Here is a 23,718-nt window from a genome sequence, read left to right on the forward strand (position 1 = left end):
ATTTTTCAATTCTTTATTTCCACAAATTTAATATCATCTTCACCCGGATAAGGTTCTATTGACGCAATGTATTCTTCGGTAGCCACTCCTGTAGTCTTGTCAATAGTATAAGCCCCTTCACTAAATTTACCATATGCTACATCTACATAATAATGATCACCTTTATCGTAAATAACCATCCCATTGCTATCTTGGTAATATTTCCAGTCAATTGATTCGACATGATCTTGCTTACTGATTGCCTTTATCACAAATTTTATCTTTTCATAAACGTCATCATCATACTTAAAAAATTGAACTTCATCAGAATTATAATCTATATCTTCAGGATTTTTATAAGGCTGTGCATAAGTCTGCCCTTTAATATAAACAGTAGCATTATATAAATAAACTGAATTTTCAGGAACAAATATTATGGGATTTTGAAATGAAACATAAATATCATGTTTAGAAGCCATTACTTTAATACTTTTAAAATTACTGGTATCAACCTTTTTATCTATTTTTTTTAAAGCTAATTCGATAATAGCCTGCTTACCCAAACTTGTTATTTCTTTAACTTCCTCTTTTGTCATGTTTTTATGTTGTGCCAAAATTAAATTACTAACTAAACAAAATAGTAGTATCTTATATTTCATATTTTCCTATTTAAAAGTTAAACCGACTATGATTCTTTTAATCCACTCTGCTTGCTTGTTTTCTTTGTAGTATTCTGTGTTGAATCTAAAATTTCCTGGATTTGCAAATGGTTTCCAACTTTGATTATCTGCATTTCGTAGATACATCTTTATAGTAAAATTAGGTATATTATCTGCCAATAGCTTATTGTAAAGCAGTTCTATTTTCACCATATATTCATCAATATCTGAATCACTTTTTAGTGCTTTAAAAACGTGTATTTCAGGGTAATATTCAGACAAATCAGAAAGATCAACCTCAGCGTTATAAGGTAGAATGCCATTCCAGTCATTTTTCTTCAAAGAAAGTACAAATTCCTTATTTTGTAATTGAGAATAAACTTCTGCTATTATCTTTTTTGATTGTTTTGTCTGCACTGAATCTATAACGTCAAGAAAGTACGTTTGTTTTTTTATTTCTACATCAGAAGTTAACCAATTGCAACTCGTTAAAAAGAATGCCAAGGCTATCCACAAAAAATATACATTATTCTTCATTTCTATATTTATTATGCAGACTTAGGTGTCATCACCCCATCTTTAGATTTATTTAATTTTAGATTTACTAAAATTTCGTGTAATGTTTCTGAAGCTAAACCATGCAACACCAATCTGTAGGCGGCACTATACGTTGTGGCAGGCACCATTGGATGTTTATTATTCACCAGACCTAAATGCCCAGGAGTTCCTAAAATTTGTGCCGTATAAATAGCAATGGTTTCATCTAACTGTAAAGAATTTGAGGCTCTCACAAAATCATTTGCCGTTAAAAACAACTGATAAAACGGTGTAAATAATTCAATAGCTGAACGTAAATCTAAAATGTTAGTCCATTTATTTGGAAATTGAATATGATCAAATTGATCTTCTGTAATCATCGATAAATCCAAATCACTCTTTTGTTTTATCGTGAGGTTTTTTGACTTCAGTTCACTATTCAAATTAATAACAAAATTGTATAAATTCAAATCGTGCAATAGAAATAAATCATCTTTAACATCTTCGAAATTTTTCGGTCGCAACGGACTTGACTTGGTTTCTACACCATCTATATTGGCCCAGATAAAGGATAAAATATCGCTACCTACGTGAAAATGTCTAAAGATTAATAAATTGGCATCCGGGCTTACCCATGTCTTTAAGCCCCATGCTAACATTCGGTGTAATAATTTTGACGAATTGAACAGCTTTGGGAAAATAAACTTAAAAATATGGATGAAAAACATGGTGATCTTTGACCATAACTGAACAAATGGCAATAGATATCGAGCCGACTTTGAATTGTTATCTCGCATCAATGCTTGTTTCGTTTTCTCATTTATTGGAATACTACTATCTAAATACATTGCTAACCATGGGTTTGGATCACGGTCATCATGTTTTGAAATATCTAATTCGTTTGACATTTTGTTGTGTTTTTCTGTTCTGTTTTTAAAAATTGACACTATTTATATCCCGCTCAAATAGCGGGATTAGTTCAACTTACAATTTTAAGTTCTCTCGCAAAAAAACGAGATTCTCAAAACTGAGTTTCACTAATAATTACCTAATTCTTCTAATTGCATTTCATATAATTTCGCCGTCGTTTTGGCCGTTTTGGCTATTTGTTTGGCTAAATCCATATTCATAAAAGGATGATTTAGGGCTTCTTCTAAGCGATGGAAATGATTTTCATCTGCAACACCGTGATAGGTAAAAAAGGAGACTTGTTCTTTGTCCAAATCCAGTTGATCTTTAATCATATCTCCCCAATACCCTGCCAATCGCTTTCCAATACCTTCGATGATAAACATGGCTCCCAGCAAATCAATCGGATTGTTTTTACTGGCTTGTTGAAACATAAAAGAAGTTAAGGCCACACTCCCAATATTTTTATTACCTGTTTGAATGTCTTCCAAAGATTCGCCTAAAGCTACAAAATTTCGTTCTAAGATTTGAAAATCCTTATGTTCTGCAGCGGTGTGTTTTATAAAGGCAGAACGTAACTCGAACAATTCAATATCAATATTTGAGGCGGCCCTAGAAATCCATTGCGAACCATCAATTACTTGTTGTCGTAAATCATGTAACAATAATTTATAATCTGACAAACTTAATTTACCACTATGAATTTTTGACACCACAGGAACTTGCAATAATTTCGTTTCAAAATCAATCCAAATTTGTGTGAGTTGTCTCACCAACCATTCAGAGGTCGGATTTTTATCAACTATCAATTCAGGAGCTTCAACTTTTCTTTTGGGATAAACTTTTGCATCTTCATCTTGACCAACAACTGTTAGTTGCATAAAAGAAGTGATAAATCGTCCACTTTCTGGTACCATACACAAAATGGTTTCACCAGCCTTTAACTTACCTGAATACAACAATTCTTCTAACATAATATAAATTGAAGCCGCACCAGTATTTCCTTTTGTAGTTAGGTTACTAAACCATTTTTCATCAGAAATTAAAGCACCTCCTTTGGTCATTAAATCCTTAATGGGCTTTTTAAAATACTCAGATGAATAATGACAACATAACCAATCGGTTTTATCAGGGTTAACCCTTCCTTTATCAATCAATTCAAAATAATGAGCAACGCCAACTTGAATCACTTTATCTAATAGTCGGATATCTTGTTTTAGATTGATCGCTCCTCCTTTGGAAGCCGATTCATAATCTGGGTAATCTAACCAAGTTTGTTCTTTTTCATTTTTATTATCATTTTTACCTGTAAACATACAAACAGGAAATTCATTGGCATGAGATTTTAACTCCATCCAATCAATTTTTAAGGACAAACCTTTCGTATTTTTTTTATTAGAAAGTACCATCGCCCCTGCCCCATCGGAGAGCATCCATCGTAAAAATTCGGTGTCAAAAGGCACTGACTTCTGATCTTGCCCATCAAATCTTGAACCTTTAAACAGGCGACTCGCAAACTCACTACCCACCGCAACAGCCTCTTGTTTTTCTTTGTATTTTATTTGGGAAAAAGCAGTTTTTAACGCCATCATTCCGCTAGCACAAACGCTTTGAAAACTAGCCAATTCACATTTTTTAAAATCCGTTAAAGCATGTACCATACTCGCAAAACCTGGAACTGGTAAATCACCTTGCGTTGTTCCTGTTGAAAGTAATTCTATTTCAGTAGCATCAGCTCCACTTTTGTCCAACGCAATTTCAATTGCATTGGCCGCAAGTTCAGCATTGCTATGTGTACTTTCTTGATTCTTATTCAAGGCATAATGCCTCAATTTAATACCGTTTTGCTTAAGAATACGTTCTTTTACCCCACTTTTTTTACCATTAATCAATCCCAAATAGTCTTCCATTTGATCATTATTGATGGGTTTATTAGGTAAAAACGCACCTATACCTGTAATATATACTTCTTCTTTCTCTATCATATTAATGTCTTTTTATATAGCAATTGTAAAATTTATCTAATGCATTTGAGGCAAATCCATAATTGGCTCTCCCTTTTGAGTGATGTTCATTATGATGTGTACCAAAAAGCCTCCATGAATTGCCATAACCATCGCCAAAGCGATAATTACAATGTCCTGCATAATTCAACAAGACACTCGCCAAAGGGTATAGAAATACGCCAACAATTGAAAATGGCACAAATAACATAATGATTAACGGAACAGTACTCAACAATAAGGCTTCAAACCAATGAAAACTATATACGGACCATACCGTAGGAATTCTAGATTGATGATGTACAAAATGGACACGTTTCATAAAAAAAGGCAAATGCATTATTCTATGTACGATAAAAAAGTGTACCTCATTCCAAAGGGTTAGTACCACAACTGCCAACACCACATTAAAAAAAGTATTGGGTAGCAATGTGATTTTATCAATTCTAATTAAATAAATAATAGGTAATACTGAAAATCCAAAAACAAAAATAGATTGCAAGGAATGTTTGATTTCAAAATTTAACTGTTTTCGTTTTACCTTTTTATCAATAATCTTATGAAGTAGACCTCGCTTATTTAGTTGTTTACAAATAACCAAAAACATTGGTGCCACTGTAAAATACAAAAACAAAAAATATATAAATGTTAGTCCGTAAAGACTAAAATAAGATGTATTATAAATTATGTTTTCAATAATCTCTTGCATTATTATGGGTTGATAAACTGAAAATGAATCTAACACACAAACGTCTTCAGTTCCGTTTAATTATCCTTACAAATATAGATTGTTGAATTACGGCATTGACCCCTGTATTCAGTTATTGTATTTATTTTAACAAAAAACCGTACTTGAAATAACTATAACGACTTACCCTTTGCATTCGTTTATTGACCAAAAGGAATCTATATGAACTCTTATAGATATGTAATTGCACATTGCATTTAGTGTAAAAAAAAGCCGAAAATTTTCATTTTCGGCTTTTTTACAAAACTTAGAAGTTAAATCACTTTTTGATAATAATTTTACCTCCAAGTATTTTATTTTCATTTACCTTATCTGGATTTCCTGAAATTTCAATAGTACCACCAGCGTTAACCGTTGCATCAACTAAATCTTTGGCTTTTACATACGCTTTTCCTCCAGCAAAAATAGTAACATCTGCACGGTTAGATTCTAAGTCCTTACCATAAAACTCACCACCAGTTCTTATTAATACATCTTGATTATCTGTAGTACCACTAACAGTTATAAAACCACCAGTTACCGATTTTACATTCATGTTTTTCGTTTTAACTTTCACATTTATGCTTGCACCTTCTTGGGTACGTAAGGTTATATAATCGGCATCTATTTCATCAGTTGATGTAATTTTAGAGCCTTCATTCGCATCGATCATAACTATATTTTCAGTATGATAAATAGTGACTTTGGTCTCATTGCCATCAAGAATTTTCTCTACTTCCATACGTACTTTTAACAAATTACCTTGATTATCTATAGCGACTTTATCAATATCGTCACCAGTTATTATGGCCTTGTTATACGTAGCTTTAATCAACGTGATTTTTAATTGATCATACCCTTTAATTTGACTAAATTTTTGCAAGTCTATGGTGGCTTCCTGAGCAAAAATATTAGCTCCAACAAGCATAAATAAAATAATTACCATTGCTGTTTTTTTCATTTTATATATTTTTAACATCTGTTTGTTACAGATTGAATTGAACTTTCAATTGATAAAATGTTATACACTTAACCCCTTATTATTTAAACAAAGGTACTTATTAAGAGATATATAGATTTTTAAAAAAGTGTTAATTTTTCAAGTAGTAGAAAGTTCAAATAACTTAGTCACTGTTTTCCAATTTCTACTGGTAGCAGTCACTTTTAATTTATTTTCTATGAGATTATTGGTAAGTTTAGAATCGCTACTTTTTGTATAATACTGCATAAACACATGCTTACCATGTATTTCAAAGTTAGCATTGTCAAAATGAATAGCATTCAGTTTTTCTAGATTTTCATCCGAAGGAATTTCCGCCAAAAAGGCGACGTATAATTTATTAATATCCGCTTGTTCTGGCAAGAAAGGATTGTTATGAAAGACATTTTCTATTTCATTAACTGTTCGAACCAAAACAGGCACATCAAATCCGTATTTTTTAAAAATGGTTTGTTTTATCTCTTTTTCTATTTCAAGTACAGTTTTATCTGATAAAAAAAGAACATTACCACTTTGAATGTATGTACTACAATTTTTAAAGCCATTTTTGTTTAATAATTGTTGTAAATCAGCCATTAAAATTTTACGCTTACCGCCAACATTAATCCCCCTTAAAATTGCGATATATTTTTTCATGATAGCTTATTAAAAACAATTTCACTACTTAAAACAACACTGAATCACAGAGCTTATTTTAATTTTATAATAAATCAAATTATAAGAAACTAAAACTTATTTGATGACGTCAAAAACTAGCGTTTTCTTTTTAAACTCGAATTGTAATTCCGTATATCCTTTTCCTCTGATATAGTCTATATCCTTTTTATCAATATTGTAATTCGCTTTTGTCATCCATCGATTAGAAACATTAGAATAATCAGACTCCAACTGATTGTCATCTGTATCTAAAACAAAAGTATCTTTTGACCCTAAAAATGATAATTTACCACCTTTAATAGTCTTAATATTTACACCACTTAGTATGGTTGTATTTAAAGAATAATAACCGCCCAACTCTTGAATGTGAGCCCAAATTTCTCCATGTTCAGAAGCAGATAGTTTTTCACCCTCGACACTTTCCATCAATCCTTCGGTAAATGTATCTACATGAACACGCTTCATCGCTTTCATATTACCTAAGCCAGCCAACACCTTATCTACCTTACTAAACAACCCCATATCGCACTAATTTACAGAAATCAAATTAATATCAAAAAGAAGTACAGCACCTCCAGGAATACCCGGACGTCCATCGCTACCATAACCTAAAGCCGAAGGAATTAATAACACACCACTACCACCTTCTTTAAAATAGGTAATACCTTCTGTCCATCCTTTGATAACTTGCTGTAAACCAAATGAAACTCCATCAGCATCACTTTCGTCAAAAGTACCACCATCCGTAAAGTAGCCTTTATATGCCACAGTAACGTTTGAAGTTTCTACGGGTTGCTCTCCTTCACCAAGTTCGTCAATAACGTAATACAAACCTGAATTACTTTTTTGTGCATCTAAATTATTAGCCGCAATATATGCTACAATTTCTTCTTCATTTTTCACTGTATAATCTACGGTGTCATCATTCTTATTACACGCTGATAATAATGTTAATACTAAAAGTACAATGGTATATTTTTTCATCAAAATTTATTTTTTAAAGCGTCAAATATAAGAAAAGCAATGTGGTAAACAGTATTATAAAATTCACTTATTTATTTAGAAGCATTTTTTTGCAGATTCATCAGTAATAATTTGAGATTCAATATCCTAATTCTAATGGTACATATCTTCTTTATCCATAGCACATATCTCTACAAACACATTTCCTATTTTCTCAGTAACATCTTTAAAAAATTGAGCTCCTTTTTCTGTACTCGCTTTTTTAGGATTACCAATCCCAGTATCTTTAGTTACCGAAGACCATGGTCTTTCCGACCACAACCATGATTCTGAGAATGCTTTTATTTTATGCTTTTTTTCTGCCCCGTCTCCCCACTCTTCTTTAGATAAAATCAATTCTGGCTTTAAATGCATTAGTAAACTTGTTTCCATTTCATCAGCATGATCGCCTTTATTATCAAAATACGACTCCTTATCCATGGCCTGAAACCAATTGGAAGTGCATAAAAACATCGTTGGATATTTAAGTCCCAATTCTCTCAGTAATGTTTTGAAGTCATTACCGCCATGACTATTGAGTATTAAAAATTTATGAATACCTTGTCTATTCAACACTTCGATAATATCACTTAAAATAGCCATCTGTGTTGATGGGTTCATATTTATATCTAAATAGATATCGCTTTGTCCCGTATTTACTCCAAATGGAATAGTGGGTAATACAATTAAATTTGCCCCTTGTTCATAAGCAACTCTTGCCGCTTCAGCAGCAATGTATTCAGATTCAAAATTATCGGTACCATAAGGCAGATGATAATTATGGGCTTCAGTAGCTCCCCATGGTAAAATGGCCAATTCAATATGAGCGTCTTTAAGGTGTTTCCAATTGGTTTCAGCTAAAATGTAAGGTCTTATTTGTGGTGTCATTGCATAAATATTAGTTAGCTAAGCTACTAAAAGATGTTGTATTTTTGCCCAACTCAGTAATGTTTTTATACTTTTTCCATCTAATTAATTCTCAAAATGAAATTTGTTTTTTCGCTTCTTATTTGTTTTTTTGTGATTGGCTGCACACAACAAAATCAACCCAAAATTCAATTTTATCATTGGAAAAGTACTGTAGATTTTAACAATGCAGAAGTTCAACTTTTCAAAAATTTACATTCCAATAAATTATACCTCCGTTTATTTGATGTCGATACTAAAAATGGTATTGTAGAGCCAATAGGAACCATAAACAAATTTGAAAGCTCAACGCTTACGGCAGACTACATTCCTGTATTATTTATTACTAATCGAACTTTTACAAACACTACTCCAAATGAAATTGCCATCCTAGCGGAGCATGTCTCTATACTGATTTCTAGAATTACTGCAGACAACAAAATTTCTAATTTTGAAGAAATTCAAATTGACTGTGATTGGACCGCAACTACAAAAGAAAGCTACTTTTTATTTCTGGAAACATTAAAAAAGATTACCCATAAAAATATAACCTGCACATTAAGATTACATCAAGTAAAGTTTAAAAAAACTGCAGGAATTCCTCCCGTAAAAAAGGTGTATTTAATGTGTTATGCCACCTCTAACCCTATACAAAATGATGGTGAAAATTCAATTTTAGATTTAGATTTATTAAAAGATTATTTACAGAAAATTAACGACTACCCAATCTCCTTTGACATTGCACTACCAATTTATTCTTGGGCAATTGTTACCAATCATTTAGGAAAATCTAAATTGATAAATGCAGTAACCCAAAGTGATTTAAGTACTGTTAATTTTAAAAAAGAAAATAACAATAATTTTACAGCTATTGACGACACATTTTTAAGAGGTTTTTATGTCAATAAAGGTTTTACAATTAAAGTGGAAACCATTTCTCCAGAGCTATTAAATGAAACTAAAACTTTTTTAAAATCAAAAATTAATCAGCCTTATGATATCGTTTATTATCACCTAGATAGTATATTTACAAACCGATATTCATTAAAAGATTTGCAATAGGTCTTTATGACGCATCTACATTAGAACTATGAAAAAAACCATTCTCTTTTTACAAATAATCATACTCAGCTCATGGGTTTCCATAAATAAAACCAACAAAGATGTTATTATAGAAGAAGCTTCTTTTTGCGGTCCAGGTTACTATCCAGACTATGAATATTATAACCTTTTTGCTCAAGAAGTAATTGATGCTCCTAGTTATAATCCATTTTTATTATCCTATAATAGTTTCTACTACAGCTCTAAAAACACCTCTAATTTGAAAAATGAAAACATTGAGGATTGGCAGAAATATTTAAATATTTCTTATGATGAAGCTTATTATTTAGTCTTTAAATCGGCTCGAAAAGATTTACAAAGCTTACTAAATAAGAATACCGTTGAAGACAAAAATTTAGCATTTGTCACCAGAAAATTCATTAAAAAACAGAAACAGGCCTTACTCTATTTATCATACGCTAAATATTTAGAACCTTATATGGCTGCTATTAGTCAAAATGAGGGGTATTACTGGGGCGAAAAACCAGTACACACTGTTGCTGAACTTGACTATAAAAAAGTACTTAGTGTTTTAAAAAATAGTTGGAAAGCTGAAAAAGACAAAGAATTAAAACTTCGCTATGGCTATCAAATAGTACGTCTAGCACATTACACTTTAAATTTCTCTGACGCTATTTCTTATTTTAAGGAATATGTTGAAAGTTTAAATTATAAAGGTATCATGTATTATTATGCCTTAGATCAAAAAGGTGGTGCTGAAAGGGGATTAGGCAATTTTATACAGGCCAATTATGACTTTTTTCAATTTTTTTCACATACTAAAAATTTAAAAGAGCAGGCTTACAACTCTATGATGGTTACGCAAGATTTAGATTTTGAAAACATTTTAAAACAGGTTAAAACAGAAGATGAAAAAAATGACATATATCTTATTTTGGGCAGAAAAGCATTTAATAACCCCATCTCTTCTTTTGAAAAAATAATAGCACAATCACCAAATGCAATACAAGCTAAAGTTTTAATGGCTAGAGCCATAAACCAACTCGAACGTAATATTTTGAAATTAAATTATGAATGTTATTATGATTGTGGTGAACAAAATGCTTCCAAGCGATTACCAGTATCAACTACTGAGGATGCCACTCCCTTTTTTAACCAAACCTTAGATGCTTCTAAAAAGCAAGCTGAAAACGCTAAGGTTATAGATAAGGATTATTGGAATTTAACAACGGCATATCTTTATTTTATTCAAAAAAAATATGATACAGCTACTTCTTACCTCGCAAAAGTTGCTACGACGACTTCCAATTACGAATCTCAAAAAAATAAGCTGGAAATGTTAATACACATAACAGAGCAACCTAAAATAACTCCGGAATTTGAAGAGGTTTTAATGAATAAATACAAAATCAATTTTATACCCACAAAAGATGAATTATACTGGAACAGAAATGGCACTCGTGATTTTATACTTGATATATTGGCCAATCGCTATTTAATTCAAGGTGACACTGCAAAATCATTTCTAATGCATAATGATATAAAAGCGTTGGAATATGGTCCGGATATAAATATTTTAAATGCAATTGAAAAGCTTTTCTCTAAAAAAGACAAAAGTGATTTTGAAAATTTTGTGGTTGAAAACATTGTACCTGTAGATTATTTGCAACAGGAACCTAGAAATAGACGACTTCAAAGTTTTAACTTTCCTGAATATGTAGCTATTATGAAGGGTACTATTTATATTAGACAAGGCAAATTTAAACGAGCTGAAACTGAACTTAAACAAGTAGTTCCTTATTCCGTTTCGACTTCTGAGTTTGATGGTTATGCCAACATCCCGAATACCGTATTTGGATACAACCAAATTGAATGTTTTGATTGCCCTACATCTACAACAATGGTGGTAGACTATTTGAAAGATTTTAAATTCATACCAAGGTTAATGGACAAACACAACCTTGCCAAAACCTTAATTAAATTAGAGCAATTGGCTAGAAAAAAGAACCTTTTAGCTGCTAAAGCGAGTTATCTTCTTGGAAATTTCTTTTTTAACACCTCTATTTACGGTTATTACAGACATGTTTTGACTTACGAAGTTGACAATTACTATAACGAAAAATACCGCGATATTCAAGAGAAATTAAATATGACAATTTCTTCTAAATATTATTTTAAAGATTATAATTGGTATGCTAATTATACTGATGACTTCAGTTTACCTCTAGTCTATTTAGACAAAGCTGTTCTGATAAGTAACGATAAAGAATTGACCGCTAAAGCACTTTTTACTGCCGCTAAATGCGAACAAGGTCAATATTATAATGGATGGGCCAATACTACCGAAAATAACACTATCCGAGAAAAATACCGTGATGGTAGTATAAATTTTAAAGAGTATCAAATTGCTTTAGTCAATGCTAAAAATGTGTATAACAGAAACTATTTCAAGAAATTAAAGGAATTTGACAATACTTCTTTTTATGATAAAGTTGTTTCTAATTGCATGTACTTTTCTCATTATGTAGATAATTACTAAACGATTTTATTTCTTAATCCTTTTGCTTATTAATGCTATTTGCCCCATATGGTTGGCTTGATGTTCCATGACATGATACCACGCAAAATGATTATTCATATTGCTATTTTTTACGCCAGATTCAAACCATTTATCATTCTTGGTTTTTAATAATTGTAACGTTTCCTTTCTAACCTCATCCCAAATATTGAGATAATATGAGATAGGTTTATCTTTTAAAATCTCTCTTGCAGTATCTCCCAAACTTAAAGCTCTCGCCCAATTTTCTTCCTCTTTATTAAAACCTCTATTCTGAAAAGTGTAGAGTTGATAGTATTTTTCAGTAGCTGCTAAATGATATATTAAAGCACCAATTCTATTAGCATCGGTATCTAGTAAAAAATCTGTTTCCTCTAGGTTTAAATTTTTAACATTACGGGTAACTCTACTTTTTAAATCCTCTAGCATTGACACCATATTCCCTATCTGTTGGGTATACCCTTTTTCTGCTTTGATGGTTTGTGCTTGACTAGAAAAACTAGATACGAGAATAAATAGTATTGAGATTGAAATAAGTTGAAGTTTATAAATCATAAGATTAAATTTTAATTCGTTTTTGAGGCTTTTAAAGCTATTTGACCACCAATCCATGCCATAGGTATATATGCTAGTAATATATCAACCACAGCAAACCATCTTGGCCCTGGTAGTATATAATTTACCGCTATTCCTCCTAATAAAAATAATCCTCCAATAGCTAATGAAAATTTCATTTTATTATTGATAGCTATTAAACCAGCTACAACTGCTCCGATAAGTGCACCTAAGGCATGTGCTAAAAATGGAAATAGAAAATACTTAGGTTCTAAATTAGGCAGAACCTCGGCCAATGCATTCATATCATTAGGGTCAACACCTTCTATAGGAAAAATAGTATGACCCATTCTGATCAATCCCATATTAACTAAACTACCCACAAACCAACCAGTAACAACTGCTAAAACATTTCTTAGTATTGGATTCATAGGTGCTGATTTTAAGTTAGTTGAATTATTATTAAAGGAACTAAGTTAGTAAATAGAAACGAAATAGAAAATCTGCAAGAATTCTTGTTAGTACATTTATAGTTCTCCCAAATTACACAACGTAGTATTTAATGACTTCAATTCAGTTGTCTTTTGAAGCTACAAAAGTGCTCATGCAAAATTTTCGGCATTAAAAAAGACGAAACTTATTTTTGAATATTTTTGTGAAATTGGCACAATAAGTTTGCTAAAAATAGCTTTTACTGACATATTTACCGATTTACTTATTTCACTTTAAGAATATTTTAATTAGAAGTACTAAAGTTGCGATTCACTACTAATAAAGGACTACAGCACAATTTACAACTACTATTTTTATTAATTCATTGGTTTATCGACCTTCATTATACTTTTTTTAGTTTTTTGGCTTGATTTTGGCACATTGTCGAACAATAAGTTTAAACTAAAATGTTTGCTAGCTAAAAATTAGATAACAAGTATTTTTTAAAATTAAGAAACATAGTATGATTCAAGTTAAAGAGAACAACACAGTAAAAGTAAATTACACAGGTAAGTTATCTGATGGACAAGTTTTTGATAGTTCTGAAGGAAGAGAGCCTTTAGAATTTACATTAGGACAAGGACAATTAATACCTGGTTTTGAAAAAGGTTTAATTGACATGAAATTAAATGAAAAGAAAACCATAACAATTCCTAAGGCAGAAGCGTATGGAGATGTTAATGAGCAATTGATACAAGAAGTAAATAAAACAGAACTTCCACAAGATATGGAACCTAAAGTTGGTATGGGATTAGTTTCTAAATCACCTGATGGACAAGAAATGAACTTGATGGTAGTTGAAGTTAAAGATGAAAGTATTGTTATAGACGGAAATCATCCTTTAGCAGGTAAAGACCTTATTTTTGATCTTGAAGTGATAGAAATTAAAGATTCAGAGCCAACAAAATAAAATAAGTTAATTATTTTTAAAATACCTGACAGCACTTGGTTAACAAGAACTGTCAGGTATTTTTATGTTTATTTAGGTACTTCTTCTTCAAGATGTAAGCATAACACTTCATAAATCACTGAAACATAATTCTATTTACTCATTGGGTTCAATATGAATTAATACATGACCTAAGTTAGGTAATTGAGCTCTCAAATAGTCCTTTAAATCATGAGCAATATCATGACCTTTTTTGACTGAAATATCACCATTTACGATGGCATGTAAATCTACATTATATTTCATTCCCGCTTTTCTAATAAAACATTTCTCCGTTCCTAAAACCCCCTCTACTTCAGTTGACTTTTCTCTAATTAAAATTATAAGATCACCATAAATTTGCTCATCCATAATTTCACCTAAGGCAGGTCTTAAAATTAAATAACTGTTATACAAAATAATAACTGAAGCAAATAAGGCCGCCCAATCATCTGCCGTTTCATAACCTTTACCAAATATAACAGCTATTGAAATTCCTATAAACGCCATTACAGATGTTATGGCATCACTTCTATGGTGCCAAGCATCAGCTTTAAGGGATGTGCTTTTTATTTCTTTGCTTTTTTTGATAACAACGCGATATGAAACTTCCTTCCATATAATAATTACCCCTAAAACAATTAAGGTCCACGATTTGGGAACTTTTTGAGGTGACTGAATATTCTGAATACTTTCAAAAGCAATTATGGTAGCAGAAATAACTAGGAAAGCGACAACAGCAAAAGTAATTATAGGTTCTATTTTGCCATGCCCGTATGGATGGTTTTCGTCAGCTGGTCGCTTTGCATATTTAAAACCAAACAAGACCAATAGTGACGCCACAACATCGGTTGCCGATTCAATAGCATCTGCAATTAGAGCATAAGAATTACCAAAGAACCCTGCAACTCCTTTAATTAAAGCTAAACTGATGTTCCCTATTATACTAAAGTATGCTGTTCGTATTGCAGTTTTTTCGATTTGCAATTTAAAAAAGATTAATCTTCAATTTTTATATTGTTAACACCGCTTACAAAATATAATCGGTACTAATGAAATTAGACTTTCTAGAAGTTAATAGATCTTCCAAAATTTTATTGTTATAGTCGTTGTCTTTAGAAGCTACAAATGTTCTAATAGAAAATGATCTTAATGCATCATGAACACTTAATGTTGATACCGCTGAATCTTTACGACCAGTAAATGGAAAAACATCTGGACCACGTTGACAAGAGCTGTTTAAATTTACTCTACATACCAAATTTACCAACGTATCAATTAATGGTGCTAATGAGCTCACATCCTCACCAAATAAACTTACCTGTTGTCCGTAATTAGAATCAGCCATAGCGTGCAATGGCTCTTGAATATCTTTAAAAGTTACAATTGGCACTACAGGTCCAAATTGCTCTTCATTATATACTCTCATATCTTTATTTACAGGATATAAAACCGCTGGAAAAATATAATTCTCAGTAGTTTCTCCTCCTTTTTTATTAAGCACTTTTGCTCCTTTTGCCACTGCATCATCAATTAATTCTTGAATATAAGCTGGCTTATCAGGTTCTGGTAATGGTGTTAGCTTTACGCCATCTTCCCAAGGATTACCATATGTTAATTCATCTACTCTTTTTGCATAACGCTTATTAAATTCTTCACGAATATCCTCATGAACAAAGATTAACTTTAAAGCTGTACAGCGTTGTCCGTTAAAGGATAAAGAACCCGCAATACATTCATCAATAGTTAAATCTAAATCAGCATCTGGCAATATAATAGCTGGGTTCTTTGCTTCTAAACCTAATACTAAACGTAATCTATTTTTATTTGGATGCTCATCTTGTAAAGCAATGGCCGATTTACTATTACCTATTAAGGCCAGCACATCTACTTTACCTGTTTGCATAATAGGTGTTGCCACTTGTCTGCCTCTACCATAAATAATATTTACTACTCCTTTTGGAAAACTTTTTTGAAATGCCTCTAATAAAGGTGAAATACATAATACTCCGAACTTTGCAGGTTTAAAAACAGCCGTATTTCCCATGATTAAAGCGGGAATTAACAACGCAAAAGTTTCATTTAACGGATAATTGTATGGGCCTAAGCACAGAATTACACCTAAAGGACCTCTACGAATATGTGCATTTACGCCTCCTTCTTTTGAGAATCGAGCACTGTCTCTGTCTAACTCCTTATATTCTTCAATAGTATCGTATATATAATCTACAGTACGGTCAAACTCCTTTTGAGAATCTGGTAAGGCTTTACCAATTTCCCACATCAAGTATTTTACAACTTCATCTCTCTCCTTCTTCATTAACTCCACAAATTTCTCCAAACAGGCAATCCGTCCTTCCACCTTCATGGTTGGCCATAAGCCTTGTCCTTTATCATAAGCATCACATGCTGCATCAAGAGCTTCGAGAGCCGTTTCCTTTTCCATATATGGAATTGTACCCAACAGTGTTGGTTTATATTCCTCCGTTGAAGAAATGCTCGAAAAAACCTCTGTAGTTTTTCCTGTCCATGGTTTTAATTCACCATTTACTAAAAAAGTGTTTTGATGTAATGGTTTTGTTATTTGATATTGACTTGGGATATTCATAATGAGTTCATTTTAAAAAGTAAAAATACTATATTAAGAAATAAAGACCGTTGCGTTTTTAAGAAAACAACGAAAAGGTTTGCATCTACAAATTGCTGATTGACACTATACTAAGAAATCAAATAAGTCAGGCTTATCATTTATATACTCTCCAAAGAAATTTCGAGCTTTCATTCTGGTTATTAAAGGCTCTAAATCATCCTCATTTTTCAATTCTATACCTACTACCGCAGGTGCATTTTCCTTACTGTGTTTCTTTGTATATTCAAAATGTGTAATATCGTCATTTGGGCCTAAAATTTCTACTACAAATTCCTTTAACGCTCCAGCTCTTTGCGGAAAACGAATGATAAAATAATGTTTCAAATTAGCATACAACAGAGCCCGTTCTTTAATTTCTGAAGTTCTGGTAATATCGTTATTACTTCCACTAACAATACAAACAACGTTTTTACCCTTAATTTCTTCCTTAAAACTATACAATCCTGCAATTGACAACGCTCCAGCAGGTTCTACTACTATAGCATCTTTATTATAAAGATCTAAAATAGTTTGACAGACTTTACCTTCAGCAACAGTGGTCATTTTATATAAGTTTTCTTTGCAGATATCAAACGTTAATTGCCCAACTTGTTTTACAGCTGCTCCATCAATAAACTTATCAATAGTGTTTAAAATTACCACTTTGTTTTGCTCAATTGCCGTTTTCATGGAAGGAGCTCCTTCTGGCTCAACACCAATAATTTTTGTTTCAGGAGATAATAATTTAAACACACTTGATACACCAGAGGCCAATCCTCCACCTCCTACAGGAAGAAATACATAATCAATCGGTTTCTTTGATTTTTCAATTATTTCTAATGCGATTGTCGCTTGGCCTTCTATAATTTTAATATCATCAAAAGGGTGGACAAATGTTTTATTTTGATCGGAACACATTTTTTTAGCAGCGGTTGAAGCGTCATCAAAAGTATCGCCTGTGAGCAAAACTTCTACAAAATCTCCACCAAACATTCTAACTTGCTCTATCTTTTGCTTGGGTGTTGGAGTGGGCATTACTATGGTACCATGTATCTTTAACTTATTACATGCAAATGCAACCCCTTGAGCGTGATTACCGGCACTGGCACATACAATTCCGTTTTCAGTTTCCTTTTTAGTTAAAGAGCTAATTTTATGGAATGCTCCTCTAATTTTATAGCTTCTAACCTGTTGTAAATCTTCTCGTTTTAAAAAAACATTTGCATTAAATATTGACGATAAATTTAGATTTTTTTGCAAAGGTGTTCTTATGGCCACCTCCTGTAAAATTTCAGCAGCTTGCTTTACCGATTCTAAAGTTATATTTGTTGATGTATTTTGACTCATTTATAAATGCAATATTAGTAAAAAAACCTACAATTCCATCTTAATGGAAGTGTAGGTTTTAAAATTATTATGTTGTGTTCAAATTTAAAAATATAGTACTGTAAAAGGTTCTTTTCAATGACTATTTAGAAGCCAGAAACATACTATATCTCAATCTTATTATTAAACAATTTTTTTCATTGCCGTCATAGAAGCTCTTAAGCTTGCTCCAATACTCTCAACTGGATGTTGTCTTATCGCTTTGTTCACTGCTATTAATTCTTGATTCTCAACGCCAGTATCTTTACCTTTTCCATAAGCCGTACCAATTACATCGATATCAATATCTTTCATAAAATCAGTTAATAATGGCTTACAAGCATGGTCAAATAAATAACATCCATATTCTGCAGTATCAGAAATTACTCTGTTCATTTCAAACAGTTTTTTTCTTGCGATAGTATTCGCAATTAATGGCGTTTCATGTAATGATTCGTAATAGGCAGACTCTGGTTTTATACCTGCTTCTGTCATAGTTTCAAAAGCCAATTCAACACCTGACTGTACAAAAGCAACCATTAGAACTGCATTATCGAAATACTCTTGTTCTGGAATATCTTGACTTGTATTTTCTGTTTTTTCAAAATCAGTTTCACCTGTAGCTTCTCTCCAAGTTAACAAATTTTTATCTCCATTAGCCCAATCTTCCATCATCGTTTTTGAAAAATGACCACTCATAATATCATCCATATGTTTTTGAAAAAGTGGACGCATTATTTGCTTCAATTCTTCATTTAACTTGAAGGCTTTAATTTTAGCAGGATTTGACAATCTGTCTAACATATTTGTAATACCACCATGCTTTAAAGCTTCGGTAATAGTTTCCCAACCGTATTGGATTAATTTTGAAGCATAAGCAGCATCAACTCCTTTTGCTACCATTTTATCAAATGACAAAATTGAACCTGTTTGTAACAAACCACATAGAATAGTTTGCTCTCCCATTAAATCTGATTTTACCTCAGCTACAAATGAAGAATTTAACACTCCTGCTCTATCTCCTCCTGTTGCAGCAGCATATGCTTTTGCTTGCTCAAAACCTTTTCCTTCAGGATCATTTTCTGGATGTACAGCAATTAATGTAGGTACTCCAAATCCTCTCTTATATTCTTCTCTTACTTCTGATCCTGGAGATTTTGGTGCAACCATAATGACAGTAATATCTTTACGCACTTCCATACCTTCTTCAACAATGTTAAAGCCGTGAGAATAGGATAATGTCGCTCCTTTTTTCATCAAAGGCATTACCGCTTTTACAACAGCAGTATGTTGTTTATCCGGTGTTAAGTTTGATACTAAATCAGCCGTTGGAATCAATTCTTCATAGGTACCAACAGTAAATCCATTTTCAGATGCATTTTTAAAAGAAGCTCTTTTTTCTTTAATTGCACCTTCTCTTAAGGCATAAGAAATATCTAAACCTGAATCACGCATGTTTAATCCCTGATTCAATCCTTGTGCACCACAACCAACAATTACAATTTTTTTACCTTTTAAAGCTTTTACACCTTCTGTAAATTCTGATTGGTTCATAAAATCACATTGACCCAATTGTTCCAATTGTAATCTTAATGGTAGTGTGTTAAAATAATTTGTCATTTTTTGATACTTTATTATTGTTTGATTTATTTATTTTTATAATTTATTTCAATACTTTGAGATATCGAGAACCTCTTCACCATACATTTCCCCTACTATTATCACTTCATAAAAAATGTAAAGTGACTACTACGAGATATTCCTCTTAAAATCCTGAAAAGGGACAATAATTACTATTAACTATATTCTTTTAATAATTCTGAAATAGCCATTTTAGGTCTTGAAATTGCAATACGTCCAGAACGCACAAATTGTAATAAACCATAAGGCTTCAGTTTATCATGCATATTGTCTATCTCATCTTTTAAGCCTGTAGCTTCAATTACAAAATAATGTGGTGTAATAGCTACAATATTTGCTCTTTTAAATTTCAGTCTACTTTGAATATCTTCATCATAAAGGTGTTTTGAAGAAATTTTAAACAAAGCAGTCTCCTGGTATATAATTTCATCCTCAGTATGCGAATAGGCTCGTATAACTTCAATCTGTTTTTCTAGTTGACCAATCAACTTATCGGATTGCGATTTTGTGATATTTACCACAAAAATAAATCTGTGTACATCGTCTATTTCCGACTTAGAAACAGTCATGCTTTCAATATTGAAATGACGCTTTAAAAATATTGCCGAAAGGCGATTTAATATACCTATATTATTTTCAGTATAAACCGAAAATGTAAATTTTTGAATATCTTCCATCTAATTATATAATTAACTTAATCTAACATCTGAAACACTTGCACCTGAAGGAATCATAGGAAATACATTCCCTTCCTTTTCGACACATACTTCTAAAAAGAAAGCATCTTTTGAGTCCATCATTCTTTGAACTGCACTTGCTAAATTTTCTCTTTTTGATACTTGCTCCGCTTCAATATGATACCCTTTAGCAATGGTTACAAAATCAGGATTTATCATTTCCGTTGAGGCATATCTTTTATCAAAAAATAGTTGTTGCCATTGACGTACCATTCCTAAAAATTCGTTGTTTAACACTACAATTTTCACAGGTATTTTTGTTTGATAAATAGTACCTAACTCTTGTATAGTCATTTGGTAACTTCCATCTCCAATTATGGCAACCACCTCTCTATCTGGTTGTCCCATTTTCGCTCCAATAGCCGCAGGTAGAGCAAAGCCCATTGTACCCAATCCACCAGAGGTTACATTACTTTTAGACTTATTAAATTTGGCATATCTACAGGTTATCATTTGGTGTTGACCAACATCAGATACAATAATAGCATCTCCTTTTGAGGCTTCATTAATCTGTTTGATAACTTCACCCATAGTTAAACCTTCCTTTTCAGGATACAAATCATCTTTGATAACTTTATCATATTCAATGTCCATATAATCTTTAAATTCTTGCATCCAATCTGAATGAGAATTTTTATTGATTTTTGGTAAAATTTTAGCTAAGGTTTCCTTAACATCTCCCAATACAGCAACATCTGTTTTTACATTCTTATCAACTTCTGCAGGGTCAATTTCAAAATGAACAACCTTTGCTTGTTTTGCGTAGAAATCTAAATTTCCTGTAACACGATCGTCAAAACGCATACCAATTGCAATAAGTGCATCACACTCATTTGTCAATTTATTAGGACCATAATTTCCATGCATACCTACCATACCAACGTTTAACGGATGGTCTGTGGGTAATGCTGATAAACCTAAAATAGTCCAAGCCGAAGGAATTCCAGCTTTTTCAATTAAAGCTTTAAATTCTTCTTCTGCCTTACCTAAAATAACACCTTGACCAAAAACGATCATTGGTTTCTTAGCTTCATTTATAATTTCAGCGGCAGCATTTATAGCATGATCATTTATATCTGGTATTGCTTTATAACTGCGTACCGAAGTACATTTTTTATATTCAAAATCGAATTTTTCAAACTGAGCATTTTTAGTAATATCGATCAATACGGGACCAGGTCTTCCAGAACGAGCTATATAAAATGCCTTCGCCATAATTTCTGGAATTTCAGAAGCATCAGTAATTTGATAACTCCACTTGGTAACTGGCATTGATATTCCGATAATATCAGTTTCTTGAAAAGCATCAGAACCCAATAAGTGTTTTGCCACCTGACCTGTAATACAGACCATTGGCGTAGAATCTATTTGAGCATCTGCAATACCCGTAACCAAATTGGTTGCTCCAGGACCTGAAGTTGCAATAGCAACGCCAACTTTACCGGTAACCCTTGCGTAGCCCTGAGCAGCGTGTGTAGCACCTTGCTCATGACGTGTTAATACATGTTGTAACTTGTCTTGGTACTTATAAAGCTCATCATAAACAGGCATAATTGCTCCACCTGGATAGCCATAAATTAAATCAATACCTTCTTCTAACAAACATTTGATAACGGCTTCCGCACCCGAAATATTTACCATTTTAGAAGTTGTTGTTGGTTTAACAGTTTGTGTTTCTGTACTCATAATTTATATTTTAGAACTCGTCTGTTACACATCCTTTTGATGCTGACGAAACCGTTTTTGCATATTTGTATAATACTCCTTTACTAAATTTTAAATCTGGTTGTTTCCAGTTGGCTTTTCGTCGCTTCAACTCTTCATCAGATACCGTTACCGTAATACTATTTGTTTCTGCGTCAATAATAATCTCATCACCGTTTTCAACCAAGGCAATTGTACCTCCTTCTTGAGCTTCTGGTGTAATGTGTCCTACTACAAAACCGTGTGTACCACCAGAAAATCTACCATCGGTAATCAATGCCACATCTTTACCTAAACCAACACCCATAATGGCTGCTGTTGGCTTCAACATTTCTGGCATACCTGGACCACCTTTTGGACCTTCATAACGGATAACGATAACATCTCCTTTTTTTACGATACCATCTCTAATTCCATCATTGGCTTCAAATTCACTATCAAATACTCTTGCAGTACCTTGAAAGCGTAGGCCTTCTTTTCCAGTTATTTTTGCTACACAACCTTCTTCTGCCAAATTACCGAACATGATTCGCAAATGACCTGTAGCTTTTATAGGATTTTCTAACGGTTTAATAACATCCTGACCATCTAATAAATCTTCAACATCTATTAAATTCTCTGCTAATGTTTTACCTGTTACAGTTAAACAATCACCATGTAACAAACCATTCACTAAAAGATATTTTAATACTGCTGGAATACCACCGACTCGATGCACATCTTCCATTAAATACTTACCACTTGGTTTTAAATCGGCCAAAAATGGTGTTTCATCACTAATTCTTTGAAAATCTGCTAAAGTAAACTCAATATCTGCAGCTCTAGCAATTGCCAAAAAGTGCAATACTGCGTTTGTAGATCCTCCTAAAATAGTAACCAAACGCACTGCATTTTCCAATGACTTGCGTGTGACAATATCTGAAGGTTTAATATCTTTCTCTAATAACAGACGCATGGCACTTCCTGCTGCAATACTTTCTGCTTCTTTTTCAGCACTAATTGCAGGGTTTGAAGAATTATATGGCAACGCCATACCTAACGCTTCAATAGCCGAAGCCATAGTATTTGCTGTATACATACCTCCACAAGCACCAGCTCCTGGAATTGCTTTATGAATAATTGCTTTATATTCTTCTTCACCCATCGTACCTGCAACTTTTTCGCCCCAAGCTTCAAATGCAGAAACAACATCTAATTTTCTATCGTTATGACAACCTGATGCTATTGTACCTCCATACACTAAAATCGATGGTCTATTTAATCGCAACATCGCTATTAAGGCTCCAGGCATATTTTTATCACAACCAACAACCGTAACCATTCCGTCATATGCCATAGCTTGTACTACGGTTTCCATTGAATCAGCAATAACATCACGAGAAGGTAATGAAAACCGCATACCAGGTGTCCCCATAGATATACCATCACTTACACCAATCGTATTAAAAATTAAACCAACAATATCAGCATCTTTTGTACCCTGCTTGACGAGCTTGGCCAAATCGTTTAAATGCATGTTACAAGGGTTCCCTTCATAACCTGTACTAGCGATACCTACTAGGGCTTTGTTAAAATCTTCATCACTTAATCCCACAGCATGTAACATGGCTTGTGCAGCTGGTTGGGTATCATCTTGAGTTACGACTCTACTATATTTATTTATCATAAA

Annotated in this window: 22 protein-coding genes; 3 read left to right on the top strand and 19 right to left on the bottom strand. The window is 32.5% G+C overall.

Annotation, left to right across the window (positions count from 1 at the left end):
* Positions 1-5 precede the first annotated feature (5 nt).
* The 10 genes from JBL43_RS05590 to JBL43_RS05635 all read right to left on the bottom strand — a co-directional run bounded on the left by JBL43_RS05590 (position 6) and on the right by JBL43_RS05635 (position 8,361).
* On the bottom strand, positions 6-638 hold the full coding sequence (locus tag JBL43_RS05590; RefSeq protein WP_198840474.1) for a hypothetical protein: 633 nt from the start codon (positions 636-638) through the stop codon (positions 6-8).
* 6 nt (positions 639-644) lie between these two features.
* Entirely contained in the window at positions 645-1,175 is a 531-nt protein-coding gene (locus JBL43_RS05595; protein WP_198840475.1) for a hypothetical protein, read from the bottom strand.
* An 11-nt stretch (positions 1,176-1,186) separates the two neighbouring features.
* A complete protein-coding gene (locus JBL43_RS05600; RefSeq protein WP_198840476.1) occupies positions 1,187-2,083 on the bottom strand; it encodes a DUF6999 family protein in 897 nt (298 codons plus the stop codon).
* A gap of 129 nt (positions 2,084-2,212) precedes the next feature.
* Positions 2,213-4,069, bottom strand: coding sequence for a beta-ketoacyl-ACP synthase III (locus JBL43_RS05605; RefSeq protein ID WP_198840477.1), 1,857 nt, complete (start codon positions 4,067-4,069; stop codon positions 2,213-2,215).
* Between the two features lies 1 nt (position 4,070).
* Entirely contained in the window at positions 4,071-4,796 is a 726-nt protein-coding gene (locus tag JBL43_RS05610; protein WP_198840478.1) for a sterol desaturase family protein, read from the bottom strand.
* A gap of 298 nt (positions 4,797-5,094) precedes the next feature.
* On the bottom strand, positions 5,095-5,775 hold the full coding sequence (locus JBL43_RS05615; protein WP_198840479.1) for a head GIN domain-containing protein: 681 nt from the start codon (positions 5,773-5,775) through the stop codon (positions 5,095-5,097).
* Between the two features lie 138 nt (positions 5,776-5,913).
* Positions 5,914-6,450: a DUF1697 domain-containing protein gene (locus JBL43_RS05620; RefSeq protein WP_198840480.1), complete on the bottom strand. Its 537-nt coding sequence runs from the start codon at positions 6,448-6,450 to the stop codon at positions 5,914-5,916.
* Positions 6,451-6,546: 96 nt separating this feature from the next.
* Positions 6,547-6,993, bottom strand: a complete 447-nt coding sequence (locus JBL43_RS05625; protein WP_198840481.1) for a hypothetical protein — start codon at positions 6,991-6,993, stop codon at positions 6,547-6,549.
* Between the two features lie 6 nt (positions 6,994-6,999).
* Positions 7,000-7,455, bottom strand: coding sequence for an FKBP-type peptidyl-prolyl cis-trans isomerase (locus tag JBL43_RS05630; RefSeq protein WP_198840482.1), 456 nt, complete (start codon positions 7,453-7,455; stop codon positions 7,000-7,002).
* A gap of 132 nt (positions 7,456-7,587) precedes the next feature.
* Positions 7,588-8,361 carry a creatininase family protein gene (locus JBL43_RS05635; protein ID WP_198840483.1) on the bottom strand — a complete coding sequence of 258 codons (774 nt, stop codon included), beginning with the start codon at positions 8,359-8,361 and terminating at the stop codon, positions 7,588-7,590.
* Between the two features lie 96 nt (positions 8,362-8,457).
* Between JBL43_RS05635 and JBL43_RS05640 the strand changes: the two genes are divergently transcribed.
* Together JBL43_RS05640 and JBL43_RS05645 are read left to right on the top strand one after the other, a co-directional pair.
* The gene (locus JBL43_RS05640) at positions 8,458-9,441 is read left to right on the top strand and encodes a hypothetical protein (protein WP_198840484.1); all 984 of its coding nucleotides are present in this window, start codon (positions 8,458-8,460) and stop codon (positions 9,439-9,441) included.
* Positions 9,442-9,469: 28 nt separating this feature from the next.
* Positions 9,470-11,980: a hypothetical protein gene (locus JBL43_RS05645; protein WP_198840485.1), complete on the top strand. Its 2,511-nt coding sequence runs from the start codon at positions 9,470-9,472 to the stop codon at positions 11,978-11,980.
* Between the two features lie 6 nt (positions 11,981-11,986).
* Here the strand turns inward: JBL43_RS05645 and JBL43_RS05650 are convergent, their stop codons facing one another.
* Positions 11,987-12,553, bottom strand: a complete 567-nt coding sequence (locus JBL43_RS05650) for a DinB family protein (protein WP_198840486.1) — start codon at positions 12,551-12,553, stop codon at positions 11,987-11,989.
* A gap of 11 nt (positions 12,554-12,564) precedes the next feature.
* Complete coding sequence (locus JBL43_RS05655) at positions 12,565-12,984, bottom strand: hypothetical protein (RefSeq protein WP_198840487.1); 420 nt, start codon at positions 12,982-12,984, stop codon at positions 12,565-12,567.
* A 524-nt stretch (positions 12,985-13,508) separates the two neighbouring features.
* On the opposite strand from JBL43_RS05655, the gene JBL43_RS05660 reads away from it, so the two are divergent.
* Positions 13,509-13,955, top strand: a complete 447-nt coding sequence (locus JBL43_RS05660; protein WP_198840488.1) for an FKBP-type peptidyl-prolyl cis-trans isomerase — start codon at positions 13,509-13,511, stop codon at positions 13,953-13,955.
* A 135-nt stretch (positions 13,956-14,090) separates the two neighbouring features.
* Here JBL43_RS05660 and JBL43_RS05665 read toward each other — a convergent pair whose 3' ends face one another.
* The 7 genes from JBL43_RS05665 to ilvD form a co-directional block, all read right to left on the bottom strand.
* The gene (locus JBL43_RS05665; RefSeq protein ID WP_198840489.1) at positions 14,091-14,960 is read right to left on the bottom strand and encodes a cation diffusion facilitator family transporter; all 870 of its coding nucleotides are present in this window, start codon (positions 14,958-14,960) and stop codon (positions 14,091-14,093) included.
* Between the two features lie 43 nt (positions 14,961-15,003).
* Complete coding sequence (locus tag JBL43_RS05670; RefSeq protein WP_198840490.1) at positions 15,004-16,581, bottom strand: NADP-dependent glyceraldehyde-3-phosphate dehydrogenase; 1,578 nt, start codon at positions 16,579-16,581, stop codon at positions 15,004-15,006.
* A gap of 105 nt (positions 16,582-16,686) precedes the next feature.
* The gene (gene ilvA / locus JBL43_RS05675) at positions 16,687-17,949 is read right to left on the bottom strand and encodes a threonine ammonia-lyase (RefSeq protein ID WP_198840491.1); all 1,263 of its coding nucleotides are present in this window, start codon (positions 17,947-17,949) and stop codon (positions 16,687-16,689) included.
* A gap of 162 nt (positions 17,950-18,111) precedes the next feature.
* Positions 18,112-19,587, bottom strand: coding sequence for a ketol-acid reductoisomerase (gene ilvC / locus JBL43_RS05680; RefSeq protein WP_198840492.1), 1,476 nt, complete (start codon positions 19,585-19,587; stop codon positions 18,112-18,114).
* 176 nt (positions 19,588-19,763) lie between these two features.
* Complete coding sequence (gene ilvN, locus JBL43_RS05685; RefSeq protein WP_138948478.1) at positions 19,764-20,285, bottom strand: acetolactate synthase small subunit; 522 nt, start codon at positions 20,283-20,285, stop codon at positions 19,764-19,766.
* Between the two features lie 12 nt (positions 20,286-20,297).
* Positions 20,298-22,031 carry a biosynthetic-type acetolactate synthase large subunit gene (ilvB, locus tag JBL43_RS05690; protein ID WP_198840493.1) on the bottom strand — a complete coding sequence of 578 codons (1,734 nt, stop codon included), beginning with the start codon at positions 22,029-22,031 and terminating at the stop codon, positions 20,298-20,300.
* 10 nt (positions 22,032-22,041) lie between these two features.
* Complete coding sequence (gene ilvD, locus JBL43_RS05695; RefSeq protein WP_198840494.1) at positions 22,042-23,715, bottom strand: dihydroxy-acid dehydratase; 1,674 nt, start codon at positions 23,713-23,715, stop codon at positions 22,042-22,044.
* Positions 23,716-23,718: the final 3 nt, after the last annotated feature.

The sequence above is a fragment of the Aureibaculum flavum genome (assembly GCF_016406085.1).
GTDB classification, from domain to species: domain Bacteria; phylum Bacteroidota; class Bacteroidia; order Flavobacteriales; family Flavobacteriaceae; genus Aureibaculum; species Aureibaculum flavum.